General features: G+C 37.1%; 23 protein-coding genes. 17 read left to right on the plus strand and 6 right to left on the minus strand.

Features of this window, described 5'->3' with window-relative positions; all coding sequences use genetic code 11:
• Positions 1-18 precede the first annotated feature (18 nt).
• From ACN6MT_RS16660 to qacH, 5 genes are all read left to right on the plus strand, one after another.
• Entirely contained in the window at positions 19-588 is a 570-nt protein-coding gene (locus tag ACN6MT_RS16660; RefSeq protein ID WP_419887132.1) for a TetR/AcrR family transcriptional regulator, read from the plus strand.
• Positions 589-715: 127 nt separating this feature from the next.
• A complete protein-coding gene (locus ACN6MT_RS16665) occupies positions 716-1,774 on the plus strand; it encodes an LLM class flavin-dependent oxidoreductase (RefSeq protein ID WP_419887133.1) in 1,059 nt (352 codons plus the stop codon).
• Positions 1,775-2,495: 721 nt separating this feature from the next.
• Positions 2,496-3,053 (plus strand): cysteine hydrolase family protein, encoded by a 558-nt coding sequence (locus ACN6MT_RS16670; protein ID WP_063251710.1) that lies wholly within the window; start codon positions 2,496-2,498, stop codon positions 3,051-3,053.
• 143 nt (positions 3,054-3,196) lie between these two features.
• On the plus strand, positions 3,197-3,448 hold the full coding sequence (locus ACN6MT_RS16675) for a hypothetical protein (protein ID WP_419887134.1): 252 nt from the start codon (positions 3,197-3,199) through the stop codon (positions 3,446-3,448).
• 210 nt (positions 3,449-3,658) lie between these two features.
• Positions 3,659-4,036, plus strand: coding sequence for a quaternary ammonium compound efflux SMR transporter QacH (qacH, locus tag ACN6MT_RS16680; RefSeq protein WP_419887135.1), 378 nt, complete (start codon positions 3,659-3,661; stop codon positions 4,034-4,036).
• 110 nt (positions 4,037-4,146) lie between these two features.
• Here qacH and acpP read toward each other — a convergent pair whose 3' ends face one another.
• Positions 4,147-4,383, minus strand: coding sequence for an acyl carrier protein (gene acpP / locus ACN6MT_RS16685; protein WP_419887136.1), 237 nt, complete (start codon positions 4,381-4,383; stop codon positions 4,147-4,149).
• 168 nt (positions 4,384-4,551) lie between these two features.
• Between acpP and ACN6MT_RS16690 the strand changes: the two genes are divergently transcribed.
• Together ACN6MT_RS16690 and ACN6MT_RS16695 are read left to right on the plus strand one after the other, a co-directional pair.
• Positions 4,552-4,914, plus strand: a complete 363-nt coding sequence (locus tag ACN6MT_RS16690) for a group I truncated hemoglobin (protein WP_419887137.1) — start codon at positions 4,552-4,554, stop codon at positions 4,912-4,914.
• A 230-nt stretch (positions 4,915-5,144) separates the two neighbouring features.
• The gene (locus ACN6MT_RS16695) at positions 5,145-6,512 is read left to right on the plus strand and encodes an amino acid permease (protein ID WP_419887138.1); all 1,368 of its coding nucleotides are present in this window, start codon (positions 5,145-5,147) and stop codon (positions 6,510-6,512) included.
• A 55-nt stretch (positions 6,513-6,567) separates the two neighbouring features.
• Here ACN6MT_RS16695 and ACN6MT_RS16700 read toward each other — a convergent pair whose 3' ends face one another.
• Positions 6,568-6,984, minus strand: coding sequence for a DUF1284 domain-containing protein (locus ACN6MT_RS16700; protein WP_419887139.1), 417 nt, complete (start codon positions 6,982-6,984; stop codon positions 6,568-6,570).
• 239 nt (positions 6,985-7,223) lie between these two features.
• Between ACN6MT_RS16700 and guaD the strand changes: the two genes are divergently transcribed.
• From guaD to ACN6MT_RS16720, 4 genes are all read left to right on the plus strand, one after another.
• Complete coding sequence (gene guaD / locus ACN6MT_RS16705; protein WP_419887140.1) at positions 7,224-8,579, plus strand: guanine deaminase; 1,356 nt, start codon at positions 7,224-7,226, stop codon at positions 8,577-8,579.
• Positions 8,580-8,855: 276 nt separating this feature from the next.
• The gene (locus ACN6MT_RS16710) at positions 8,856-10,106 is read left to right on the plus strand and encodes an ATP-binding protein (RefSeq protein ID WP_419887141.1); all 1,251 of its coding nucleotides are present in this window, start codon (positions 8,856-8,858) and stop codon (positions 10,104-10,106) included.
• 111 nt (positions 10,107-10,217) lie between these two features.
• Positions 10,218-10,907: a DUF421 domain-containing protein gene (locus ACN6MT_RS16715; protein WP_419887142.1), complete on the plus strand. Its 690-nt coding sequence runs from the start codon at positions 10,218-10,220 to the stop codon at positions 10,905-10,907.
• A gap of 59 nt (positions 10,908-10,966) precedes the next feature.
• Positions 10,967-11,125 carry a hypothetical protein gene (locus tag ACN6MT_RS16720; RefSeq protein ID WP_419887143.1) on the plus strand — a complete coding sequence of 53 codons (159 nt, stop codon included), beginning with the start codon at positions 10,967-10,969 and terminating at the stop codon, positions 11,123-11,125.
• A gap of 50 nt (positions 11,126-11,175) precedes the next feature.
• Here ACN6MT_RS16720 and ACN6MT_RS16725 read toward each other — a convergent pair.
• Together ACN6MT_RS16725 and ACN6MT_RS16730 are read right to left on the minus strand one after the other, a co-directional pair.
• A protein-coding gene (locus ACN6MT_RS16725; protein ID WP_419886923.1) for an IS3 family transposase occupies positions 11,176-12,356 on the minus strand; the annotation gives its coding sequence in 2 pieces (ribosomal slippage) (positions 11,176-12,068 and positions 12,068-12,356; 1,182 coding nt in all).
• Between the two features lie 199 nt (positions 12,357-12,555).
• Complete coding sequence (locus tag ACN6MT_RS16730; protein WP_419887144.1) at positions 12,556-13,977, minus strand: Na+/H+ antiporter NhaC family protein; 1,422 nt, start codon at positions 13,975-13,977, stop codon at positions 12,556-12,558.
• Between the two features lie 193 nt (positions 13,978-14,170).
• On the opposite strand from ACN6MT_RS16730, the gene ACN6MT_RS16735 reads away from it, so the two are divergent.
• The gene (locus tag ACN6MT_RS16735; RefSeq protein WP_419887145.1) at positions 14,171-14,608 is read left to right on the plus strand and encodes a MarR family winged helix-turn-helix transcriptional regulator; all 438 of its coding nucleotides are present in this window, start codon (positions 14,171-14,173) and stop codon (positions 14,606-14,608) included.
• Positions 14,609-14,681: 73 nt separating this feature from the next.
• On the plus strand, positions 14,682-15,443 hold the full coding sequence (locus ACN6MT_RS16740; protein ID WP_419887146.1) for a TerC family protein: 762 nt from the start codon (positions 14,682-14,684) through the stop codon (positions 15,441-15,443).
• Between the two features lie 97 nt (positions 15,444-15,540).
• Here ACN6MT_RS16740 and ACN6MT_RS16745 read toward each other — a convergent pair whose 3' ends face one another.
• A complete protein-coding gene (locus tag ACN6MT_RS16745) occupies positions 15,541-16,953 on the minus strand; it encodes a vWA domain-containing protein (protein WP_419887147.1) in 1,413 nt (470 codons plus the stop codon).
• Between the two features lie 249 nt (positions 16,954-17,202).
• Here ACN6MT_RS16745 and rarD point away from each other — a divergent pair, with 249 nt between their 5' ends.
• From rarD to ACN6MT_RS16760, 3 genes are all read left to right on the plus strand, one after another.
• The gene (gene rarD, locus ACN6MT_RS16750) at positions 17,203-18,132 is read left to right on the plus strand and encodes an EamA family transporter RarD (protein WP_419887148.1); all 930 of its coding nucleotides are present in this window, start codon (positions 17,203-17,205) and stop codon (positions 18,130-18,132) included.
• 187 nt (positions 18,133-18,319) lie between these two features.
• Positions 18,320-19,180, plus strand: a complete 861-nt coding sequence (locus ACN6MT_RS16755; RefSeq protein WP_419887149.1) for an HAD family hydrolase — start codon at positions 18,320-18,322, stop codon at positions 19,178-19,180.
• Between the two features lie 45 nt (positions 19,181-19,225).
• Positions 19,226-20,218 carry an LLM class flavin-dependent oxidoreductase gene (locus tag ACN6MT_RS16760; protein ID WP_419887150.1) on the plus strand — a complete coding sequence of 331 codons (993 nt, stop codon included), beginning with the start codon at positions 19,226-19,228 and terminating at the stop codon, positions 20,216-20,218.
• Positions 20,219-20,335: 117 nt separating this feature from the next.
• Here ACN6MT_RS16760 and ACN6MT_RS16765 read toward each other — a convergent pair whose 3' ends face one another.
• Positions 20,336-20,653, minus strand: a complete 318-nt coding sequence (locus ACN6MT_RS16765) for a winged helix-turn-helix transcriptional regulator (protein WP_063251726.1) — start codon at positions 20,651-20,653, stop codon at positions 20,336-20,338.
• A 178-nt stretch (positions 20,654-20,831) separates the two neighbouring features.
• Between ACN6MT_RS16765 and ACN6MT_RS16770 the strand changes: the two genes are divergently transcribed.
• Positions 20,832-21,683, plus strand: a complete 852-nt coding sequence (locus tag ACN6MT_RS16770; protein WP_419887151.1) for a VOC family protein — start codon at positions 20,832-20,834, stop codon at positions 21,681-21,683.
• Positions 21,684-21,685: the final 2 nt, after the last annotated feature.

A 21,685-nucleotide genomic window follows, 5' to 3' on the forward strand; every position in this document is an offset into this window, starting at 1 on the left:
AGTAGGAGTGACAACAGAATGACTCAATCAAAGACGGATCCGCGCGTTCTGCGTACTCGGAGATTAATTATGGATTCTTTCATTGAACTTTCAGCTAAAAAAGAATTTAAGGATATTACCATAAAAGATATAACAACAGAGGCGATGATAAATAGAGCTACTTTTTATTATCATTTTGAAGATATTTATGATTTATTAGAGAAGGCATTATCCGAAGTATTGTTAGTGAATTTAAATGGTGATGCATACAAGTATGACAAACTTAATGATGAAGCTTTTGTAAGTATTTTCACAGCCATCACAAATTTTCAAAAGTCATTATCGAATCGTTGTCATAGAGGATACGAAGATACGATTGCCCGTATCATTAGAGAACAGCTCGAAGTCATTTTTTACAAAATGTTAGTCAAACAAACGACAATAGTAGATAAGGATTCACCAAAGATTCAATCAATCATTTTAAGCTGGGGGCTTTACGGTGCTTCAGTTGAATGGAAACGAACCGGTATGACGATACCGCCTGAAAAATTTATTAAATCGGCCATTCCATATCTACTGTCTGGGATTGAATTGGATTCCAATAACTGACAAGTCATGGTTTTGTCAGGAGAGTAAATTCAATTACTTGTCAATTAGTGTTAGATTGTTAAGATAATGATAGGGTTAACAAGAAAGATTACTTTTGAAGAATACATAAGTAGTAGGAGGCTATTTCGTGGAAATAGGATTAAGTACGTTTGTAGAAACAACACCGGATGTCGAAACTGGTAAGGTGATTAGTCATGCACAACGAATACGTGAAGTGGTGGAGGAAATTGTCCTCGCTGATAAGGTTGGGCTTGATGTCTTTGGAGTAGGTGAACATCATCGCGAGGATTATGCAGCCTCATCACCTGCGGTCGTGTTAGCCGCCGCGGCGTCACAAACAGAGCGAATTCGGTTGACTAGTGCGGTTACCGTACTTTCATCTGATGACCCAGTAAGAGTTTTTCAGGACTTTGCGACACTTGACGCCATTTCAAATGGACGTGCCGAGATTATGGCAGGTCGCGGCTCTTTCATCGAATCCTTTCCGTTGTTTGGCTATGATTTAAAGGACTATGATCAGTTATTTGAAGAGAAGCTTGATCTTCTATTAAAAATAACGAAGTCTGAGAAGGTAACCTGGAAAGGTGAACATCGGCCATCCATAAATAATTTGGGTGTGTATCCAAGACCTGTTCAAGATCCACTCCCAGTATGGATTGGAAGCGGCGGTAATCAGGAGTCGGTTATTCGTGCGGGTCTGCTCGGATTGCCACTTGTACTAGCAATCATTGGCGGAAGTCCACAGCATTTTGCTCCGCTCGTCCAGCTTTATAAAAAAGCAGCTGAACACGCTGGTCATGATGCTTCAAAATTGCCAATTGCCTCGCATTCGCATGGTTTTGTAGGCGAAAGCACAGAAGAAGCCGCGGCGAAGTTTTTCCCATCTACCCAACAGGCGATGAACAAATTAGGACGCGAGCGTGGATGGGGAAGATATGACCAAACAACTTTTGATGCGGCACGCAGTCTACATGGAGCCTTGTATGTAGGTGATCCACATGTGGTTGCTGAAAAAATCATTAACCTGCGAAAAAATGTTGGAATCACTCGTTTTATGCTCCACTGCCCAGTAGGCACCATGCCGCATGAGGATGTAATGAGGTCGATCGAATTATTAGGAAAAGAAGTTGCACCGATTGTTCGTGAAGAAGTTGCTAGGTGGGGAAAGGAAAACGAGGGTAAGTAATAGAGAAATAACGATTTTTAATAATTGCACCCGAAAATCGGGGGAAAGTTTGGTGGGTAACAATCGCGCGTACAAGGTTACCTAAAATTTGAAAATATATAATTGGGGTCACAATTCGAAGTGAATTGTGGCCCTATTTTAGTAGGAATCATTTCTTCGGTCAATCATTGCTTTTGTAATCAAATCCGTTCAATTTGTTCCTGAAGTCTTCATAAGTTCACCTTGGCATGTTTCTTGCGTTGATGTTTAGTATTGTTATTACATTCATGGGAGGGACAAGGAGAAGTATTAGGTCTAAGACTCACCATTAACAGGGCTTCACAATTTTCAGCGCCATTTGTTTTCGGGGGACTGGTACAGCTACAGGTGTAGGATCACTATTCTTTTTTATCGATACAATTATATTTACGGGAACATTTTTTACGAGAATTAAAGAAGACAAGGAAGCAGCTTCAGATAGCTTTAATAAAGCCAAAAATAAAACTAGCTTAACTGATCTAAAATAAAGTTTGGCAGGTGATATGATACTTACTCTTTAAAAAGAAATGGTATTGGTAGTTTACTACCTTAACTTGCCATTAGGTCATAACTCAGTGCTCTCTTATAGAACAGGTTCATAAATGATCGACATAAGTATGGAGGGGAAGTATGATTAACCAGTATACATTTTTTACAAAGCAATGAAGGACCTGAACAAATTATGTTGAGAGGAGTTTTGCCAGTGAATCAAGCTTTACTCGTAATTGACGCCCAGCAAGAATTGATTGAGGGAAATGAAAATGAGACCAGTGTTTTTAATAAAGAGGAACTCTTGAAAAATATTAACTTGGTTATTGAAAAAGCAAAAGAAGCTGAAGCATTGGTGGTTTTTGTAAGGGATAAAGATGTGGCTTCTGGTGAAGGAAAAGGGTTTCAAGTTCATCAAAAAATTAATATTCCTTCTGCTTCCATGATTTTTAATAAAAAAGCAACCAATTCATTTTATGGGACAGGTTTGCTAGATTACTTGAAAGATAATGAAATCGATCATCTTGTCGTCATGGGATGCCAAACTGAATACTGTATAGATTCGGCTGTGAGAACCGCAACAATTAATGGTTTTGACGTGACCCTTGCAGCAGATGGGCATTCCACAAGGGATTCGTCCGTCCTTACTGCCGAACAAATCATCAATCATCATAATAATACACTTCATGGACATGACAACGTTGACCATTTTGTGCTCGTTCGAAAAAGTGAAGAAGACTTGTTTCAACCTACACATAATAACTACAGATAAAAAGGGTTTGTAATAGACCAACAAATTGTAATTAGATTTGTTGGTCTATTTTAATGGTCATTTTAAAAAAATTATCTTTTTTTACATAAAAACCAAACATAAGTTCTATAATTAAGAGTGTCAATCGAAATGGGGGAATTAGAGTGTATTTCAATCTTGAAGTCCATCTTTGCATCGAAGGAACAGGAATTTTATCGAAGGGAAGGATTGCAGCTAGGAAAAAAAGTGAAATTCCATTGGTAGCATATCAGATAATACGAGACATTAAGCGAGACACGGGTTATCGTACAACCTTAATCCAACAGGTTATTGTAAATGGAACAGAGGATATAACAGAGGAGGTTAAGATAATCGATTGTATGCCCATTCCTCCTTTAGATACTATCTTTTGGTAATTACATGTAATAGCCAATAGTTTCTATGACGGGTTAGCCACGTAGCTTATGCCCGTGGAATATTGGTAGAACGAGAAAAGGTATGAAATATTTAGAACTTTTCCGTAACAATATCGTATATAATTGTAGCTAAAGATTAGGTCAAAACGCATCGCAAACTGCGGTGCTTTTTGTATTAGAAATAAAGTTGCCCAGGAGGACGGAATAACAGTGTCGTACCTATATTTAGCACTTGCAATAATCGGGGAACTTATCGGTTCTTCTTTATTAAAAGCATCTGAAGGATTTTCAAAACTGTTTCCTACGATAGGGGTAATAATAGCTTTTGTTGGTTGTTTTTTCTTTTTGTCATTGTCATTAAGGACCATCCCTTTAAATACTGCGTATGCAATATGGTCAGGAATTGGAATGGTTGCTACTACAATTATTTCCGTTTTAATTTGGAAAGAAAAAATTAACACTGCTAGCATTTTAGGGATCATACTTATTCTTGTTGGTGTTGTAATATTAAATTTGTTCGGGCCAGGACATGGCGAATCTGGTCATAAAACAAGTGAAACTATAACAATCAATGAAAAAATGGAATAACGAATAGAGAAGGATTATTTTACTCATTTAAGAAGATAAAAAAAGACGCCCCCGTATATATAAAAAATGACTGACAAATTAACCTACAATTTGTTAGTCATTTTTGGTTCTTATTTGTTACGTTGGTTCTGAATATAGTTTACGACATCGCCGACTGTTTGAAGTGTCGCTGCAACTTTGTCACTAATTTCAATTGCGAATTCATCTTCTATCTCCATTGTCAGATCGACCATATCAAGTGAATCAGCTTCAAAATCATCTTTGAAGGATGATTCCATTTTGATATTTTCCATTTTGATTCCTAGTTGGTCTGCAATAATAGGTTTTAACTTTTCAAATGTGCTCATGGTGACAACCTCCTACGTTTTCATACTCTCTATTATAACAACCTATTAAGGAACATAAAACAAAAACCAAAAATTGAGTTTGCTCTCGTGAAGATTTTAAACATTAAAGAATAAAAACAATTTTTGTGAAGAAAACTACTGCTATTAATTCTAGTTAGGAGTGTACACATGGAACAGAACCTTTATGAAAAAGTTGGTGGAGAAGAAGCCATTGCAAAAGTGGTGGACTATTTTTACTCAGAGTTGGTTCTTAAAGATAATACAGTTAATCAATTTTTTAAAGAAACAGATATGGAAAAACAACGCCGTCATCAGTCTAAATTTATTAGTTTTGCATTAGGAGGTCCAAATCAATATTCTGGACAATCTATGGCAAAAGCTCACGAAGGGATGAATCTTCAACCCGTTCATTATAGTGCAATCGAAAAACATTTACACGACGCGCTTGCTCACTTTGGAGTAGATGAAACAGATATAGATACAGCATTAACGAAAGTGGCAACATTGCGAGACGACATATTGTATAAATAACAAAATAAATTTTGGAATTTCAGAAAAGAAGGTTGGGCTGCCGTTTGGTGGCTTTTTCTTTTTTAATAAAAAACGTTTATATAATAAAAACTATTATGATTCAACAAATTAAAACGAAGAAGCAATAATACAGTAATGCGTTAATACGGTCCATTGCTAGAAAATTCTAAGAAGTTTATAATCTCTTAAAGAATAGATATAAAAGAAAGTTTTTATTGGAGGAGTATAGGTTGGGGAAAATTCATCAAAGTGAGAAACTACATCGCGGGTTAGATAACAGACATATCCAGCTAATTGCCCTAGGGGGTGCAATAGGAGTTGGATTATTCTATGGTTCCAGCGCAACGATTCAAATGGCTGGGCCATCGATTTTGTTCTCCTATTTAGTAGGAGGTTTAGTTATTTTTACCATAATGAGAGCACTTGGGGAAATGGCGGTAGATGAACCTGTTTCGGGTTCATTTAGTTCGTATGCAAATCGTTATTTAGGGGCATTTGCAGGGTACTTTACTGGCTGGACCTATTGGTTTATGTGGGTTGTTGTTGGAATGGCAGAAATAACAGTAGTGGGTGTTTATGTGAATTACTGGTTCCCAGACATTCCACAATGGCTGACAGCACTGGCTGTACTAGTCTTGATTACCATGATCAATCTTGCAAACGTAAAAGCATTCGGGGAGTTTGAATTCTGGTTTGCGATGGTTAAAGTTGTAGCTATTATCGGTATGATTCTCCTTGGATTAGGGATTATCTTCTTTGGAATCGGAAACGGTGGAAAGCCAATCGGCTTCGAAAACCTATGGATTCATGGAGGATTTATGCCAAATGGGGTCACAGGTATTTTAATGTCGTTGGTACTTGTGATGTTTTCATTTGGCGGGGTAGAATTGATTGGTATTACGGCAGGAGAGGCAAAGAATCCTCAAAAATCGATTCCTTCAGCAATTAATAATGTAGTATGGAGAATATTAATTTTTTATATAGGTGCATTAGGGATCATGATGATTTTATATCCTTGGAGTGAGATTGGAACAAATGGCAGCCCGTTTGTATTAATTTTTGATAATGTTGGAATTCCAGGTGCTGCTCACATTATTAACTTCGTGGTGATAACAGCAGCATTATCTGCTTTTAACAGCGGGCTATTCAGTTCTGGAAGAATGCTATACAATTTATCTCTACAAAATAATGGTCCAAAGTACTTTGGAAAACTTAATAAGAATGGTAATCCTAGACGTGGCATTTTGTTTTCATCTTTGTTTTTATTAGTGGCAGTTGTATTAAATTACTTTGTTCCCGAAAAAGTATTTATATATATATCATCAGTCGCTACGGTTGCCGTCATTACTAGCTGGACAATTATTCTAATAACACAATTAAAATTCAGACAATCAAAAACAAAACAAGATATCGAAAAACTAGCATTCAAAATGCCATTATATCCAGTTTCCACTTATTTAGCTTTAACTTTTTTAGCACTTGTTATTGTCTTAATGGCATTTATTGAAGGAATGCGAATGGCATTAATTGTTGCACCCGTATGGTTCCTAATTCTATATTTAGGATATAAATTTAAAAACAAAGGTACAACAATTTAATGAATTAAACGATGAGAAAACTTTCATATCTCGACTGTTATATAAAGAGGGAAGATTATTTAACTTCCCTCAAGCCATTACCGTTCAGAATCTCTTGAACACCTTCTTCACAAACTCCATAAGACCTCCAGGAGCAAGATTTACAAACTTTTTGAATATCGGAAGGTACAATATGCTTTCGAATGCGCAACTCAATCTCCTCCCATGCCAGAGTTTGACCAATCTGCAGTCCTAATCTCTCTAAAATCAAGGCATCTCTTTTATAGATATTGCCATCTTCACAGTGGTATACTCCTGAGTTCGGGTACTTTTCACACAATTGATCAGGACCCTCTACAAGTTGAATATTTATCTTGGGGTTTTCTCTCAAAGTTTGGTGCAGTCTTGTCATATTTTCCACATATTCTTCGGAATAGCCCATTCCTCGATAGCCCAAAAGACAAAATAGATGATGACCCCTTAGCTTGAACATAAATTTCCCCCATTTAAACAATTCGATCAACATTCATATGTTAACCTTAAATTTATATTGGTTTACTAATTGCTTTTATGATACCATATCTTACAAAATTAGAGTGTACTTCTGGGGAAAATTAGAATTAAACAAAGTTTAGATAATAATGCATAAAGGTCCTGCAAAATAGACTTACCATAGTAGATAACCTATAATATCAAATAGTAAAAACATAATACGAACAAAAGGTGAAGCTAATGGAAAACTATTCGAGGGTCTTTAAGGGGACTGCTTTTACGAGCAAGTCACCAACAGAAATAAATATTTTAAAAGATTATCTTTTCTGTATCAATGACAAAGGAATGATCGTGAAAGTCGTTGCGCCTTCAGATCAAGAATATGAAGCAATACTTAAAACATACGAAAATAAAGTTCAGACTTTAAAAGAAGGACAATATTTTTTGCCAGGCTTTGTTGATTTGCATGTTCACGCGCCTCAATGGGCGCAATCAGGAACAGCCTTGGATATTCCCCTATACGATTGGTTAAACAGATACACCTTTCCGTTGGAATCAAGATTCTCAGATCTTGATTTTGCCGAAAAGGTCTATAAGGAGGTTGTAAGCACGCTGTTGGCAAATGGCACCACGACAGCACTTTATTTTGCTACGGTCCATAAAGAGGCAAGCTTTTTGTTAGCTCGATTTTGTGCGGAAAAAGGGCAGCGCGGTTTAGTGGGTAAGGTTGTAATGGATAATCCTGATCAAACTTCAGAAATCTACCGAGACACTGATACGCAAACCGCATTAAAGGATACCGAGGATTTCATTATAGAAGTCAACGAATTAGCTAAAACAACGAAACAAGGTGTATACCCAGTGGTTACTCCGAGGTTTATTCCGAGCTGTACCGATGAAGCGTTAAAGGGTCTGGGAGAATTAGCGGCTAAGTATGATACATACGTACAATCACATTGCAGTGAAAGTGATTGGGAGCATGGATATGTAAAGGACCGGTTCCAAAAAAACGATGCGTTCGCTTTACATGATTTTGGCCTATTAGGTGAAAAGTCGGTAATGGCGCATTGCAATTTTTTAAATGATGACGATGCAGATTTATTTGTAAAAACAGGTACTGCAGTCTGCCATTGCCCTATCTCGAATGCCTACTTTGCCAATAGCGTTATTCCTATCGCTTATTTGCATTCCAAACGCGTAGAAATTGGATTAGGCTCTGATATCTCTGGGGGTTTTTCTCCAAGCATTTATGATAATGCTAGACAGGCTGTTATTTCCTCAAGAATGTTAGAGGATGGAGTAAATACCACACTGCCAGCTAAGGAACGTGGTGTACCAAATTCACGGATTACCATTAATGAAGCATTTTATTTTGCAACTGCCGGCGGGGGAGAAAGCTTAAGCCTCCCAATCGGACGATTAGCCGAAAACTTTGCCTGGGATGTTCAAATCATTGATACCACAGTAGCAACAGCAAAATTACCAATTTTTGAGGAGGACCTAAAAGATGTCTTCCAAAAAATCATGTATCTAGTTCGTCCAGAAAATATCATTGAAGTTTGGGTGCAAGGTGAAAAAGTACATTCTCGGTATTAAGGAGGACCGAGAACAATAAATACCAACTAAACAACTGTCTATCAAATTAATGTAACTTGATAGGCATTTTTTATTGAGCTTCTATGGAGTTCAATTTTAAATGTTTCTTGAAAAGACGTTGAATTTAAAATATAAGAAAACAAATACGACAAATTATGGGAATAATAAAGTATAATGTGAAAGGTATTAAATAGTAATATTAATTGAATAGTCATATACATAATGAATATCATTATTGCAGGATTCCAATTTTGAGGGATATGAAAGGTAAAGAAGATGAGTATAATCAAGGATTTTTTGCTGCAGCTTACGTTTATGGTAATACCCATATTTATCTACTATACATTTATTACTGAAAGGGTTAAGAATGATAAAAATAGAAAAGTAATCATGACCATGTTGTGGGGGTTATCAATCTTAGCATGCATGTCCTTCCCGGTGGTTTTTGGTGAAAATGCTCGATTAGAATTAAGGATTATTCCACTATTGTTAGGTACATTATATGGTGGAGTTTTTTCAGGAATTCTCCTAACAGGACTTATCATCCTCTATCGTCTATCTTTTGGAATCGATATAGGTTTTTATAACACAGTGCTCGTATTAGTATTATCCCTGCCTGTCATATTGTATTTTCAAAAATCGTTTGCCAGTTCGAAAAAAGGTTTAAGGGTAAAAATGGCTATGAGTCTCTCCTTTTACTATTGTCTTATTGGAATTACTTGGTTTGGTACACTGAGAGGATTTTCCATAGAAAATCTCATCGTTCCGATTATTCATCTTATCTTTGCAGTGGCAGTTACTTTTTGCTTTACGTTGTTAATTGAAACTATAAGGGAGATACACCAGCTTCGTTTAGAAATGCAAAACACGGAAAAATTGAAAGTAATAGGAGAATTAACCAGTGTTTTTGCTCATGAAATTAGAAATCCAATGCAGGCAACCCGAGGCTTTCTGCAACTTTTGAACGAGCCGGATTTGCCTGATAAAAAGAAGGAATATATCCAAATATCCCTTGAAGAATTAGACAGAGCAAATGCAATTATTAATGACTTTTTATCTTTTGGAAAACCATCCATTCAGGATAATGAAAGAATTGACGTAGGTTTTCAGATCCACCGTGTAGTTAATATCATTCAAAGCTATACCTTGAACCGTAATGTTGAGATTAAAACGGAGATTCGAGATAACTGCTGGATTTATGCTAATCCTCAAAAATTGAACCAGTCTTTGATTAATATTTTGAAAAATGCCATAGAGTCGATGCCTCATGGAGGAATTGTTTGGATTATTTGTTCTTCTACGGATGATGGGTATATAAAGATTAACATTAAGGACCAAGGAATTGGTATGACCAAAAAGCAAATCGATATGCTGGGTTCACCGTATTATTCCTTAAAGGAAAGTGGGACAGGACTAGGAATGATGGTAAGTTTTCAAATTATTCGTTCGTTCAAAGGTAAAATACAAGTGAACAGTGAAAAAGATATTGGGACTGAATTTATTATTCTGTTACCTCAGATAACCTAAAGGACCAGCTCAGTTTAACAACTGGGCTTTTTAATTTATCTTTCATAATGATCATGCGTTACGAACAAACTATACAAAGGAACTTTCTTGATTTAAAAAGGGAGAACATCAATGTTAGATTCTGTTGGGATCATCTTTCGAACCTTTACTGCATTTATTTTATTATGGATATTTATCCAAATCCTCGGTAAACAGACCATTGCTCAAAGGACCTATCACCTTTATATCGCTTCCATTACAATGGGTACAATTGCAGGGAATCTAGCGTTCAATATAAAAGTTAAATTCCTGTATTTTATCATTGCCTTTATTATTATGGGTACCATTGTGTTCATGCTGAATCTTGTTGCGGTACGTAAGCCTCGTTTCCAAAAATGGATTGCGGGTGAACCTGCAACTTTAATTCAAGAAGGACAAATTCTCGAAGAATCGATGGAACGAATGGGATATTCATTAGATTCTCTAAAACAGGCTTTGCGTGGAAAAGATATCTTTAATATAAATGAGGTAGAGTGCGCTATTTTGGAGATAAATGGCTCGCTTTCTGTTTTAAAAAAGCCACAATACCAAAATACTACCAAGCAGGATTTAAGTATACTGCCCGCTGCAGAAAGGGTACCGGTAGAGCTGATCCATGATGGGAAAATCATATATGAAAACTTAACCCAACACACCTACGATGAGGAATGGTTAATGGCTGAACTGAAAAAAAGAAATCTTTCTGTTTGTGACATCTCGTATGCTGTGGTAGGAACAAAAGGAAATTTATATATTGATTTGTTTCGGGATCAATTAAATTAATCTCGTTGAAATTTTTGTGAATAATAAGACAGATACACGATAATGGAGGAGGGCTTAAAATGCAATCTAACCAACAAGCTAAAAAGAATATAGGTTCTATTATGAAGCCAGATTTTGCTGGAACTGACGCACAAAAGGTAAAACAAGAAATTCAAAAAGATGTCAGCCAAGGACAAGGTGCAATGACCTCCCGAGAGGCAGGGGCTATGCAAGATTAAAAAAACCACACTTATGGTCTTACCCCTGTCAAGTAGACAGCTTAAAAAAACTATGCGACTAACGCGTGTCGGTATTCAACTGGCGCGCGTTTGTTTAGTTTCTTCTGAAAACGTTTGTAATTATAGTGGTAAATGTAATCTTCAATTGCTTGTCTAATCTCATCTTCTGTTTTACACTGTTCTATATACAACTTCTCTGTTTTAAGGTGCGAAAAGAAGGATTCGATGCAGGCGTTATCCAGGCAGTTTCCTTTGCGAGAGTGGCTGCCTTTTACGCCATATTCTTCTAGTCGTTTGTTGTATAGCTTAGACGTATACTGAAAGCCTTGATCTGAATGTAGAACGGCTTCAGCTGCGTCTTTTTTGCTTGTCCATTGAGAAACAGTATTTAAGACAAGTTCAAGGTCATTTCTTCTTGATAACTCCCATGCTACAACTTCATTATTAAACAAATCTTGAATGACCGATAAATAATAAAATTGCTTACCATCCGAAACGTATGTAATATCTGTAACCATCTTTTGATTAGGAGCTATTGCCTCGAATTTTCTATTAAGACGATTAGGCTGTATCACAGAAGGTGTGTGTCCATGTCGTTTCCTCTTTTTGCGTATGATAGCTTGAATCTCCATTTCCTTCATAAGACGGTATACCTTTTTATGATTAATTGAATAATCGTTTTCATTTAACCAGGTAGTCATACGAGGGTATCCAAATTCAGGATGAAGTAAATGAATCCCCATCATGTGTTCTCGTATATCCTGATCTTGTTTGGCTCTTTCTAATCTATCTTTCTGAGTAGCCCTCCACTTATAGTAACTAGCTGGCTTAACATAAGCGATCTCTAACAACCAGGTGATACGATGGGTATCTTTTAATCCATCAATGATCTCATATTTGATTTGTTGAGCGATTTCCTCTCCTCCTTTACCAGATTTGGATACTGCTTTTTTAAATAATCCACCTGCGCTTTCAAATAATCTCTTTCTTCTTCGACAGATTTAAATATGGTACGTGGCCTACCTTTGAACGGACTAGTAGCTCCAACTCTTGTATCAAACTGTTCCCCATCTTTCCACTTCCTAACCCAAACTTTAAGTTGAGTACAATTCTTAATGCCAAGTTCTTCAGCTAAAACCGCATAACTTTTATTTCCATTGATATACTTCATAACTGCTTGTAACTTAAATTCATCAGTATAACTCTTAAACTCTTGTCCCTTTTTAGCCATTGAAAAATCCCCTCCAAGTTTAAGTGTACCACCCACAATAACTATTGTGGTTTTTTTACACTGTCTACTTAAAGGGGATAATATCACTTAGTGGTTTTTTTTTGTGACTTATAAACACCTCTTTATGGAGAACAAATCTAAGAGACCGTTGTGAGATTTGTCCTAAAAATCCTATATGACGGAAAAATTCTTTTGCAAGTTAAATAAATAAGGCAGCTGCTAGATAGAAAATGATTGAAATGAAGCCGCCTATGATAGAAACTTTTAATTTATACCGCGCATATTCAACAATTGGCAGATCCATAATGGAAGCGGTCGTAATGGTTGTATCTCCTAGTGGTGAGGCCAGTGCCCCGAAGGCTCCACTAGCAAAAACAGCACCTACAGTTAACGGAATAGAGGCACCTGTTGAAACTGCCAAACTAACCCCTAATGGCATAAATAATCCCCATGTTCCCCAAGAGGAACCAATAAAGTAGCCCACTACTGAACCAAGCAGGAAAATCGTAGCTGGAGTGAGCCAAGCTGGTAAAAATGCACCTAAGGTGGAACTAATAAAGTTAGAAAAACCAAGGTCCTCGGCTGAAAGCGTTAATGACCAAATCAGCACGAGCAGACTAATAGCTTCCATCATCTGATTTCCGCCATCATAAAAATGGTACAAGAGCTCACTAAGATGTTGCCGTCTTATTATATAAAAAATGAAGGATAGGATTAGTGTGATAAAAACGGCTAATAGCATGACAAAGGTGGCATCCGCGATAGAAAAAGCATCGAATACTGTTTTTGCTCCTTTACTCCTTCCATCCTGCCACAACAAAAAAAGTGATAACCCTAATAGTAAAAAAACAGGAACAATCAGGTTCCATGGCTGGGCTTTCACCATTGACAATTCTTTCTTAATGCCAATTCGGTGAAATGCATGCTCTTCCTCTTCCAACTGCTCTTGAACACCTTTTACATTCGAATCCTTCTTGCTATGATTCCAAAAGGTTTGTATCAATCCGATGATGAGTGTGGTAATGGCAAAAAAGTTAAACAGAATACTTAGTAAGAAAACTTCATAAGGGGACATACCAAAATTCAAATCCCGTATACTTCCTTCTACCAAAGAAACCATGAAACCAACAAATGCGGTTGCGACTGGTAAGAGGACTATTACGGATTCTGTGGAAATGTCCATCGTCAGCCCGACTTTTTGCTTCGAGACATTCATTTTTTTTGCAAGGGATTTGACGACAGGGCCAATCATCATGATTCGGAACATCGGCATCATAAAGGTAAAAGGAAGGGTAAGCCAGATTAACCCTAGCAGTCCGCGTTCATTCTTTATCTTTGTCCCCACCCATTCTGAAAATCCTTTAATCCCTCCAGAAATGTTCATCATTCCAACCAAACCGCCAAACAGGTAGAGAAACCCAATAATTTTAATATTGGTCTCATCAGATAGGGTGGTGACAATATAGGAAACACTTTGAATCGTTCCATCTAACAAATCCGTGGTAAAAATCAAAGAACCAACTACAAGTCCTACTACTAGACCTGGCAGGATATTTTTTAGCCAGATGGACATGGCAATAACAATGATAAAAGGTAAAAGAGAAAGCCACGTATGTTCCAAAACATCTTCCTCCTTCTTGGGATTGTAATTCTACATATTCAGTTAGTATTTCCATAACATAGCTGATAATTTTCTTTTAATGGGGAAATATTTAAAAAATATGGGTCCACAATATATTTGATATAGAAAATGGAATGATTTATAATATATATAAATCATATATAATATGTATTATTGTTAATTGGAGGTAATCATGGATGTAATTGATTTTAAAAATGTCCTTTGGAGCTATACTAGGCAAATAAATGAAAGAACAAGTAATTTAATTATTTCTCTATGTGACCATCATGGAATTACAACGTTGCAAGGGAGAATTCTTTTAGAAATAGATCAGAATGGTTGGCACACCATTGGCACCTTAGCCAGCCGGCTGCATATTGCCGGAACCAATATTTCAACCATGTGTAAAAAGCTAGAAGGTAAAGGACTTATTTTACGTGTAAGAGATGAAGGCGATGAAAGAGTGGTAAAGGTAGCTTTATCAGATATAGGTAAAAGTGTGGTAGAGGAAATCAATCAAGAATTAATTGAGAAAATCTCTAATGCCATTCAAGAGGAAACAGACCAGTCTTTGTGCGAAATCATCAGCGGTCTCAAAAAATTAAATAAAATGCTGGAAAAGATGTCCTGAGCATAGGTGACTAAATGTTTAGGAAGAAATGCATAATGAACGTAGACTGAAAAACTAAAAGGAGAAATGCTGAATGTGGGAAGGAATTGTATCAACCTATGCGGCAATGTTAGATTGGCATATGTGGGCGGAGGTGTTAACCTCACCAAAAGCTTGGGGGTTAATCCTTTCTTTAGCCGTACTTGAATGTATCTTATCCGCGGATAATGCGTTAGTATTGTCTGCATTTGTAAAGCCACTTCCAAAAGAGCAGCAAAAGAAAGCCTTAGTATATGGGCTTTGGGGTGCTTATTTATTTCGGTTTATTTTCATTGGATTAGGAACGTTTTTAATTAAATTGTGGTGGATTAAATTAATCGGAGCCCTTTACTTGTTGTGGCTTGCAATTAAATTCTTTAAAGACAAGCTGCTTCATAAGGACGCAGGAGAATCGGAAGAACAAGTGCAGCCAAAAGGTTGGTTGGTGAAGACATTTGGATTCTTCTGGGCAACGGTTATCTCAGTAGAGCTTATGGATTTAGCTTTTTCTGTTGATAGTATATTGACGGCACTTGCTGTTTCAGAAGAGGTTTGGGTCATCTTACTGGGCGGAATGATTGGGATTCTTCTCATGCGGGGGGTAGCAACATTCTTTATCGCTTTGATGGACAGAGTGCCTGAGCTTGAAACTACAGCTTACATTTTAATCACTTTTATTGCGATTAAGATGGGATTAACTTTGGTAGATATTCATATTGCAAATGAAATATTTATCGGGTTCTTGGTATTGTCATTTGTTGTTACATTTATTATCCATTACATTCGTAAATCTAGAACAGAAAAATATTCTCATTAAAAATCTATTTATCAATAAAAAATGCCGCAGCGATTTTACTGCAGCATTTTTTATTTTAGATATCTTTAAAACGGAAATATTCATTTATCTATTCTGCCTACCAAATATCTCCACGCTCTTTTTTCAATGCCCTCATCTTTTCAGCCCATTCATCGATTCGCTGCCGAATTTCCTTGCTTTTTGCAGCTGCTTTTTCTCGATTTTCTTTTGCCATTGTGATATAGACTTCCTTGATAGCTTCGCTTCGTTCCATCGCCCAATCTCTTAGTTCCGTTTGCTCGTCATCTGTAATCCATTTATTTTCACCCAGTATGGTAATCGCATCTCTTAAACGGTGGGATTCTCGTCTGCCAATAGTCCATAGCTGTAATGGATATTGTTCTCCAATTTTGTATTCATCACCTATTTCCCAGCCATCAGGTGCCATGGTAAAAGCCCAGGCAAGATCAAGAGTGGAGGGAAGCCATTCATATTGAATGGTGTTTTTTAATTCTTCCGAACTGTCGGCTTTAAAGTACTCGCCGTTTCCTGCTTCGGCAACAGCCTTCAACTGATTTTCTGTATCTCCATCGACATCAAAGCCGATGATGTTGACGGTATTGTTACTGTTCTTTGCAGCCAAGTCTCTACTTGCCTGAATGGGGTCACCGCCGCAGGTTTCAGATCGGTCACTGACAATATAAATGGTCGTTCCCTCAAGATAATTACTGCTCATTTTTGCCGCTTTTTGAATAGCCCCTGCGAGTGGTGTCCATCCTTTACTTTCAAATGAGTCAACTGCCGTCTGGAAAGCTTGTTTCGAGTACTTACCCATTGGATAAAGTTCCTCGATCGCCGAGCACGATTCGAACATATCTTCATCGTTTTCCGAACCCTTATGGCCATAAACGACGAGAGAAACCTCGCTTGATTGTCCGATGGTTTGCGCAAAACTTTTTACAGCGTCCTTTGCTATGTCCATTTTTACTCTGCCATCTGCCTGTAGCAGCATGCTGGAGCTGGCGTCGAGTAAAATGATCGCCTTTTTTGCAGCTTTTTCTTCCTTGTCACCCCCAGACCTTGTCGGATCTGGCAGAAAGGGTTCATCAAACTGAGGTTGATAGGCCATGCTTTTTTCAAGGATATGCTTATAGTGAGGGCTGGCAAGAAGAGCCAGCAATCCTTTTTTGATTGATTCTAAATCACGCGAGTCTTTTGTCAATTGTTCCAACTGGGATGGTAATTGATTTTTAATTTCAGGGTCCATTTCTGGGATACTATTGCCAAGATCCTTGATATCTTCTTCATACGAGAAATCTGTCATTAATGTTCCAGGTGGAAGACTCAACAAACTATCCTTAGAAACTTTTAAATTTATTTTCTCTATTTTACCTAAACTATTTTCCTGCTTATCTTCCTGTTCCATGTCCTGCTTCACGGCAGGTTTGTTTGCGGCATTTTCTTTTTCATTATTGCATGCCGACAGGACAAACGAAATGAGCAGCAATAATAAAAAGCTATGTCGTTTCACGTGTATCCTCCTATTGCTCTTACAAATTATGTATGTTGTTGATAAAAAAACATTCTTATAAAGTTTAACATGAAGATACTACCTATTAATGAGTCATTCGTAATAGTAAATTAATAGTATTAAAGACAGAATAATTGCAAAGGTTAATAATCCTGGCATAAGAAGAATAGTGTGATATAATTACATGTGTTTTTTAGAAGCGTGTTGATTAACAACCATGATTAAACAGAAACTAGGTGAAAAAAAGAGATGGAACATGAAAAAACAAAAGGTATTTATTTTACTGCAGGTGCGTATATATTTTGGGGAGTTTTACCTATCTACTGGAAATTTATAGATCAAGTTTCAGCACTGGAAATTTTAGCTCATCGAGTCATTTGGTCTTTTATTTTTATTTTACTAATTGTTGGCCTTTTGAAGCGAAAACTATTAAAAATCTTTTTTCAGGTTCAAATGAAACAGAAAAAAACATGGTTTGGACTATTACTTGCTTCATTATTAATTAGTATTAACTGGTTCGTATATATATTTGCTGTCAATTCGAACCACATTGTGGAGGCTAGTTTAGGCTATTTTATTAATCCGCTAGTTGCCGTATTGTTAGGAGTATTTGTCTTAGGTGAAAAGATGAATAAGTGGCAGGCAATTTCATTTGTTGTGGCGGGAATGGGTGTAGTCTATATGACGGTGATGCTTGGGACTTTCCCATGGATCGCGTTGATATTGGCCTTATCCTTTGGTTTTTATGGGCTGTCAAAGAAACTAATAAAAGTAGATTCCATATTAGGCTTACTTCTGGAAACATTGTTTATTGTACCGTTCGCTTTATTGTTTTTAGCATATTTGGGTGTAAATGGTCAGCATAGTTTCGCAACCGGGTCCCTGAGGAATGATTTCTTTTTACTAGGATCAGGTATCGCTACAGCACTGCCGCTATTATGGTTTGGGATTGGGGCACAAAAGATTCCACTCTATCTCGTGGGCTTCTTACAATACATTGCTCCAACGATAAGTTTACTGCTTGGAGTTCTTATATACGGTGAATCCTTTACAAAGGACCATGCCATTACCTTTTCATTCATATGGATTGCTTTAGTAATTTTCAGTATTTCCAATATTCGTCAAGTGCTAAAGAAAAGACAAATGGTAACAGTAGCTACAAAAGCAAAGAGCGCTTAGATAAGGTGTACCAATAAACCTTCATTATGATTATTAAATACAATACACGTTAATTGATAAAGAGTAGGGACATCTGTCCTTACTTTTTTTGCCTCTGGAGGTAAAGTTGATTAAATTGTTTAGAGTATTCTCAAAGTGTATACTTACAAAATGAACAACTATTGAGTGTCTGAGGGGGAAAACACAGGTGGAATTTAAACCAAAGGCCATTTTTTTAGATATGGATGGAACGATATTAAATCATCAAAATCAAGTTAGTATACATACAAAAGAGGTTATTGACCAACTTCGTAATCAAGGGTTTTATGTTTTTATTGCAACGGGCAGAGCGTTTGACGAAATAGAGGGAATTGTCCCGGCAGGTTTTCAAGTAGATGGAATCGTAACCTCTAATGGTATGGCTGGATATGTGGGCGATGAGGTGCTCTTTAAACATTCCCTTCCACTTCACCTAGTGGAGGAAGTAATTAAAAAAGCAAGGGAAAACAAAGTCTATTACGAACTATTTCCGTATGGAAAGGACCGTATTACCTTAAAACAGGATCAAAGATATGTTGAAAATGAAATAACAGAGCCAAAGCCGGAAAGTGTCGGCATGAATGAGTGGCTTTCCCGTAAGAAAGCGATTAAAGAGGAAATTATGTGGGTAGACGACATTGTTGGAAATGAATTTTCTAAATTCTATTTCTTTGCTAGGTCAAAGGAACATATCAATCGCTGGAAAGAAGAACTAGAACAATTAAAGAAAGAAATAGACTTTACAACTTCGATTTCGTCCGATCATAATGTCGAGGTCATGGTAGCAAACGTGAACAAGGCAACAGGGATACAACAAATGTTAAAGCACTTTGAGTTGTCAGAGACTGAAACAATGGCAATAGGAGATAGTGATAACGACCTGCCAATGCTGCGACTCGTAAATTATTCGGTAGCCATGAAAAATGCTCATGATCGCATTAAAGAAATCGTGGATGACGTTACAGAATTCACTTGTGATGAAGATGGGGTGTCTTATTACCTTAGGTCAAGATTTTTGTCTGAAAAATAGTCATGCTAATGGTGATAAACAATCTCAAATGCCGGAGGGAATCTATTGAAATTAAGCGTTCTCGACCAATCAGTGATCAGCAAAGGGGATTTAGCAAGTACAGCCTTACAAAACACGGTAAAACTTGCTCAATTAGCAGAAGAGCTGGGTTATACAAGATTCTGGGTGGCTGAACATCATAATACAAATGGAATGGCGGGTTCCTCTCCAGAAATATTAATATCACATATCGCTTCGAATACCAGAAAAATTAGGGTGGGATCAGGCGGTGTACTGCTTCCTCAATATAGCCCATATAAAATCGCCGAGAATTTCAAGGTATTAGAAGCATTATTTCCAAACAGAATTGACGCAGGAATCGGACGTTCCCCCGGCGGTTCCCCCAGCACACGGATGGCGTTAACCGATGGGATACGAAAAAGCCTGAATGAATTCCCCAGACAGGTTGAAGATTTACAGGGGTTTTTTCTAAATCAACTGCCTATTGAGCACGGTTTTCATGATGTTAAAGCCTATCCTGCTATAGAAAGTTTGCCGGAATTGTGGATTCTAGGAATTACGCATCGAGGGGCAAGGATGGCTGCGGAGCATGGGACTGCATTCACCTTTGGACATTTCATTAGCCCAGATAATGGTGAACGGGCAATGGACTATTATTACACTCATTTTCAGCCATCCCCTTTTCTACAAAAACCTAAAACGAATGTATGTGTATTTGTGGTGTGTGCACAAACTCAGGAAGAGGCTGAAGAATTAGTGTTGAGCCAGGATTTATGGCTGCTTGGAGTGGAAAAGGGGATTGATACCAGGATACCATCCATCTATGAGGCAAAGAAAATCTCCTTAACAGCAGATGAACGAATGAAGCTTCAGAATAATAGAAGACGAATGATTATTGGTACACCAAAAAAGGTAAAAACGGAACTTCTACGGTTGAGTCAAATATACCATACCGATGAATTCATGATCATTACAAATATCTTTAACTTTCAGGACAAAATCCGTTCCTATACTTTATTAGCTGAAGAGTTTAAATGAACGTTCACAAAACATTATTGGAAAATAGACAAGAGCAGGAACCTAACTTAGGTATCCTGCTCTTATTGTTGAGAAACATAGATGTCTTTTTTCGTTTTATCTTTCTTTCCTATAAAGTTATGCTTCGGTTTTTACCCAAAGCTGAGACCAGCTCTCTATTTCTCGTAAGACCGATTCTAGTGAACGACCTTTTTCCGTTAATGAATACTCAATTATCACTGGTGTTTCGGGTATTACCTCACGTTTTACTACTCCTTGGTGTTCTAAGTCCTTTAAACGATCAGATAACACTTTTCCACTTATGCCAATAGCAGACTGAATTTCAGAAAACCGCTGCGATCCAGATAATAGCTGATAAATAACTAATGCACTCCATCTTTGACTAAGCAGGGAGATGGCTTTTTCGAATTTTGGACAGATAGTAGGTTGTTTCATACTACATTACACCTCTCTTAATTTTAGTATAGCATAAATTATCATTCCTTTACAAAAGGAAACTAGGTTACTTGACAATATGTAATAACATTAATATACTTACTTACATAAAGTAACTAACTTTTTTTGTTTGTAGATAACAAATTATCATAAGAAAAATGACTATAGGAGGGTTTTTATGGGATTTCATACGAAACCAACTACATTTGTAGGCCATGTCAGAATTAAGGTTGAAAATTTACAGCGTTCAATAAAATTTTATCAAGACGTTCTTGGTTTTGATATTTTAGAACAAACCAATTCAACAGTAAAACTAACAAGTGATGGAAAAACAAGCATTTTATCACTTGAACAACCTGACAATGTCATTCCAAAAATGGGGAGAACAACAGGTTTATATCATTTCGCTATCCTTTTACCAGAAAGAAAAGATTTAGCCAGCATTGTTATTCACTTGGTGAACAAGGGGATAAAATTTGGATCTTCCGATCACCTTGTAAGTGAGGCATTGTATTTAAAAGATCCAGATGGAAACGGTATTGAAATTTATATCGATCGGGAGCCTTCAAAGTGGAGCTGGAAAGGCGAAGAAGTGGCCATGACGGTGGATCCACTAGATTTTGAAAATCTATTGACTACTGTTAAACCAGGGGAAAAGTGGCAGGGTATGCCAGTAGGAACCGTAATGGGTCATATTCATTTACATGTTTCGGAATTAAAGAAAACAGAAGAATTTTACGTAAAAGGACTTGGATTTGATGTGGTCAATCGGTATGGTGTGCAGGCACTATTCCTTTCAGCTGGAAAGTACCACCATCATATTGGCGTTAATACATGGAACGGGCTAGGGGCACCAACTCCTTCTGTAAACAGTGTAGGTTTAGAATCCTTTACGCTCATTTTACCTAATGAAGAAGCACGGAACAAAACCGTATCTAATTTAAAAAAAATTGGTGCGAATGTGATGGAAGTAAATGGTTCTTTTGTCACGTATGACCCTTCTGGAAACAAAGTCGAGCTAGCAGTTTAAGT

This window comes from Neobacillus niacini, assembly GCF_048572935.1.
GTDB classification, from domain to species: Bacteria; Bacillota; Bacilli; order Bacillales; family Cytobacillaceae; genus Neobacillus; species Neobacillus niacini.

Excerpts from the sequence above, each read along its gene's own strand:
- ACN6MT_RS16660 (WP_419887132.1), top strand. The coding sequence starts at position 19 with ATGACTCAATCAAAGACGGATCCGCGCGTTCTGCGTACTCGGAGATTA.
- acpP (WP_419887136.1), bottom strand. The coding sequence starts at position 4,383 with ATGAGCACATTTGAAAAGTTAAAACCTATTATTGCAGACCAACTAGGA.
- ACN6MT_RS16690 (WP_419887137.1), top strand. The coding sequence starts at position 4,552 with ATGGAACAGAACCTTTATGAAAAAGTTGGTGGAGAAGAAGCCATTGCA.
- ACN6MT_RS16700 (WP_419887139.1), bottom strand. The coding sequence starts at position 6,984 with ATGTTCAAGCTAAGGGGTCATCATCTATTTTGTCTTTTGGGCTATCGA.
- guaD (WP_419887140.1), top strand. The coding sequence starts at position 7,224 with ATGGAAAACTATTCGAGGGTCTTTAAGGGGACTGCTTTTACGAGCAAG.
- ACN6MT_RS16710 (WP_419887141.1), top strand. The coding sequence starts at position 8,856 with ATGAGTATAATCAAGGATTTTTTGCTGCAGCTTACGTTTATGGTAATA.
- ACN6MT_RS16715 (WP_419887142.1), top strand. The coding sequence starts at position 10,218 with ATGTTAGATTCTGTTGGGATCATCTTTCGAACCTTTACTGCATTTATT.
- ACN6MT_RS16720 (WP_419887143.1), top strand. The coding sequence starts at position 10,967 with ATGCAATCTAACCAACAAGCTAAAAAGAATATAGGTTCTATTATGAAG.
- ACN6MT_RS16735 (WP_419887145.1), top strand. The coding sequence starts at position 14,171 with ATGGATGTAATTGATTTTAAAAATGTCCTTTGGAGCTATACTAGGCAA.
- ACN6MT_RS16740 (WP_419887146.1), top strand. The coding sequence starts at position 14,682 with ATGTGGGAAGGAATTGTATCAACCTATGCGGCAATGTTAGATTGGCAT.
- rarD (WP_419887148.1), top strand. The coding sequence starts at position 17,203 with ATGGAACATGAAAAAACAAAAGGTATTTATTTTACTGCAGGTGCGTAT.
- ACN6MT_RS16765 (WP_063251726.1), bottom strand. The coding sequence starts at position 20,653 with ATGAAACAACCTACTATCTGTCCAAAATTCGAAAAAGCCATCTCCCTG.
- ACN6MT_RS16770 (WP_419887151.1), top strand. The coding sequence starts at position 20,832 with ATGGGATTTCATACGAAACCAACTACATTTGTAGGCCATGTCAGAATT.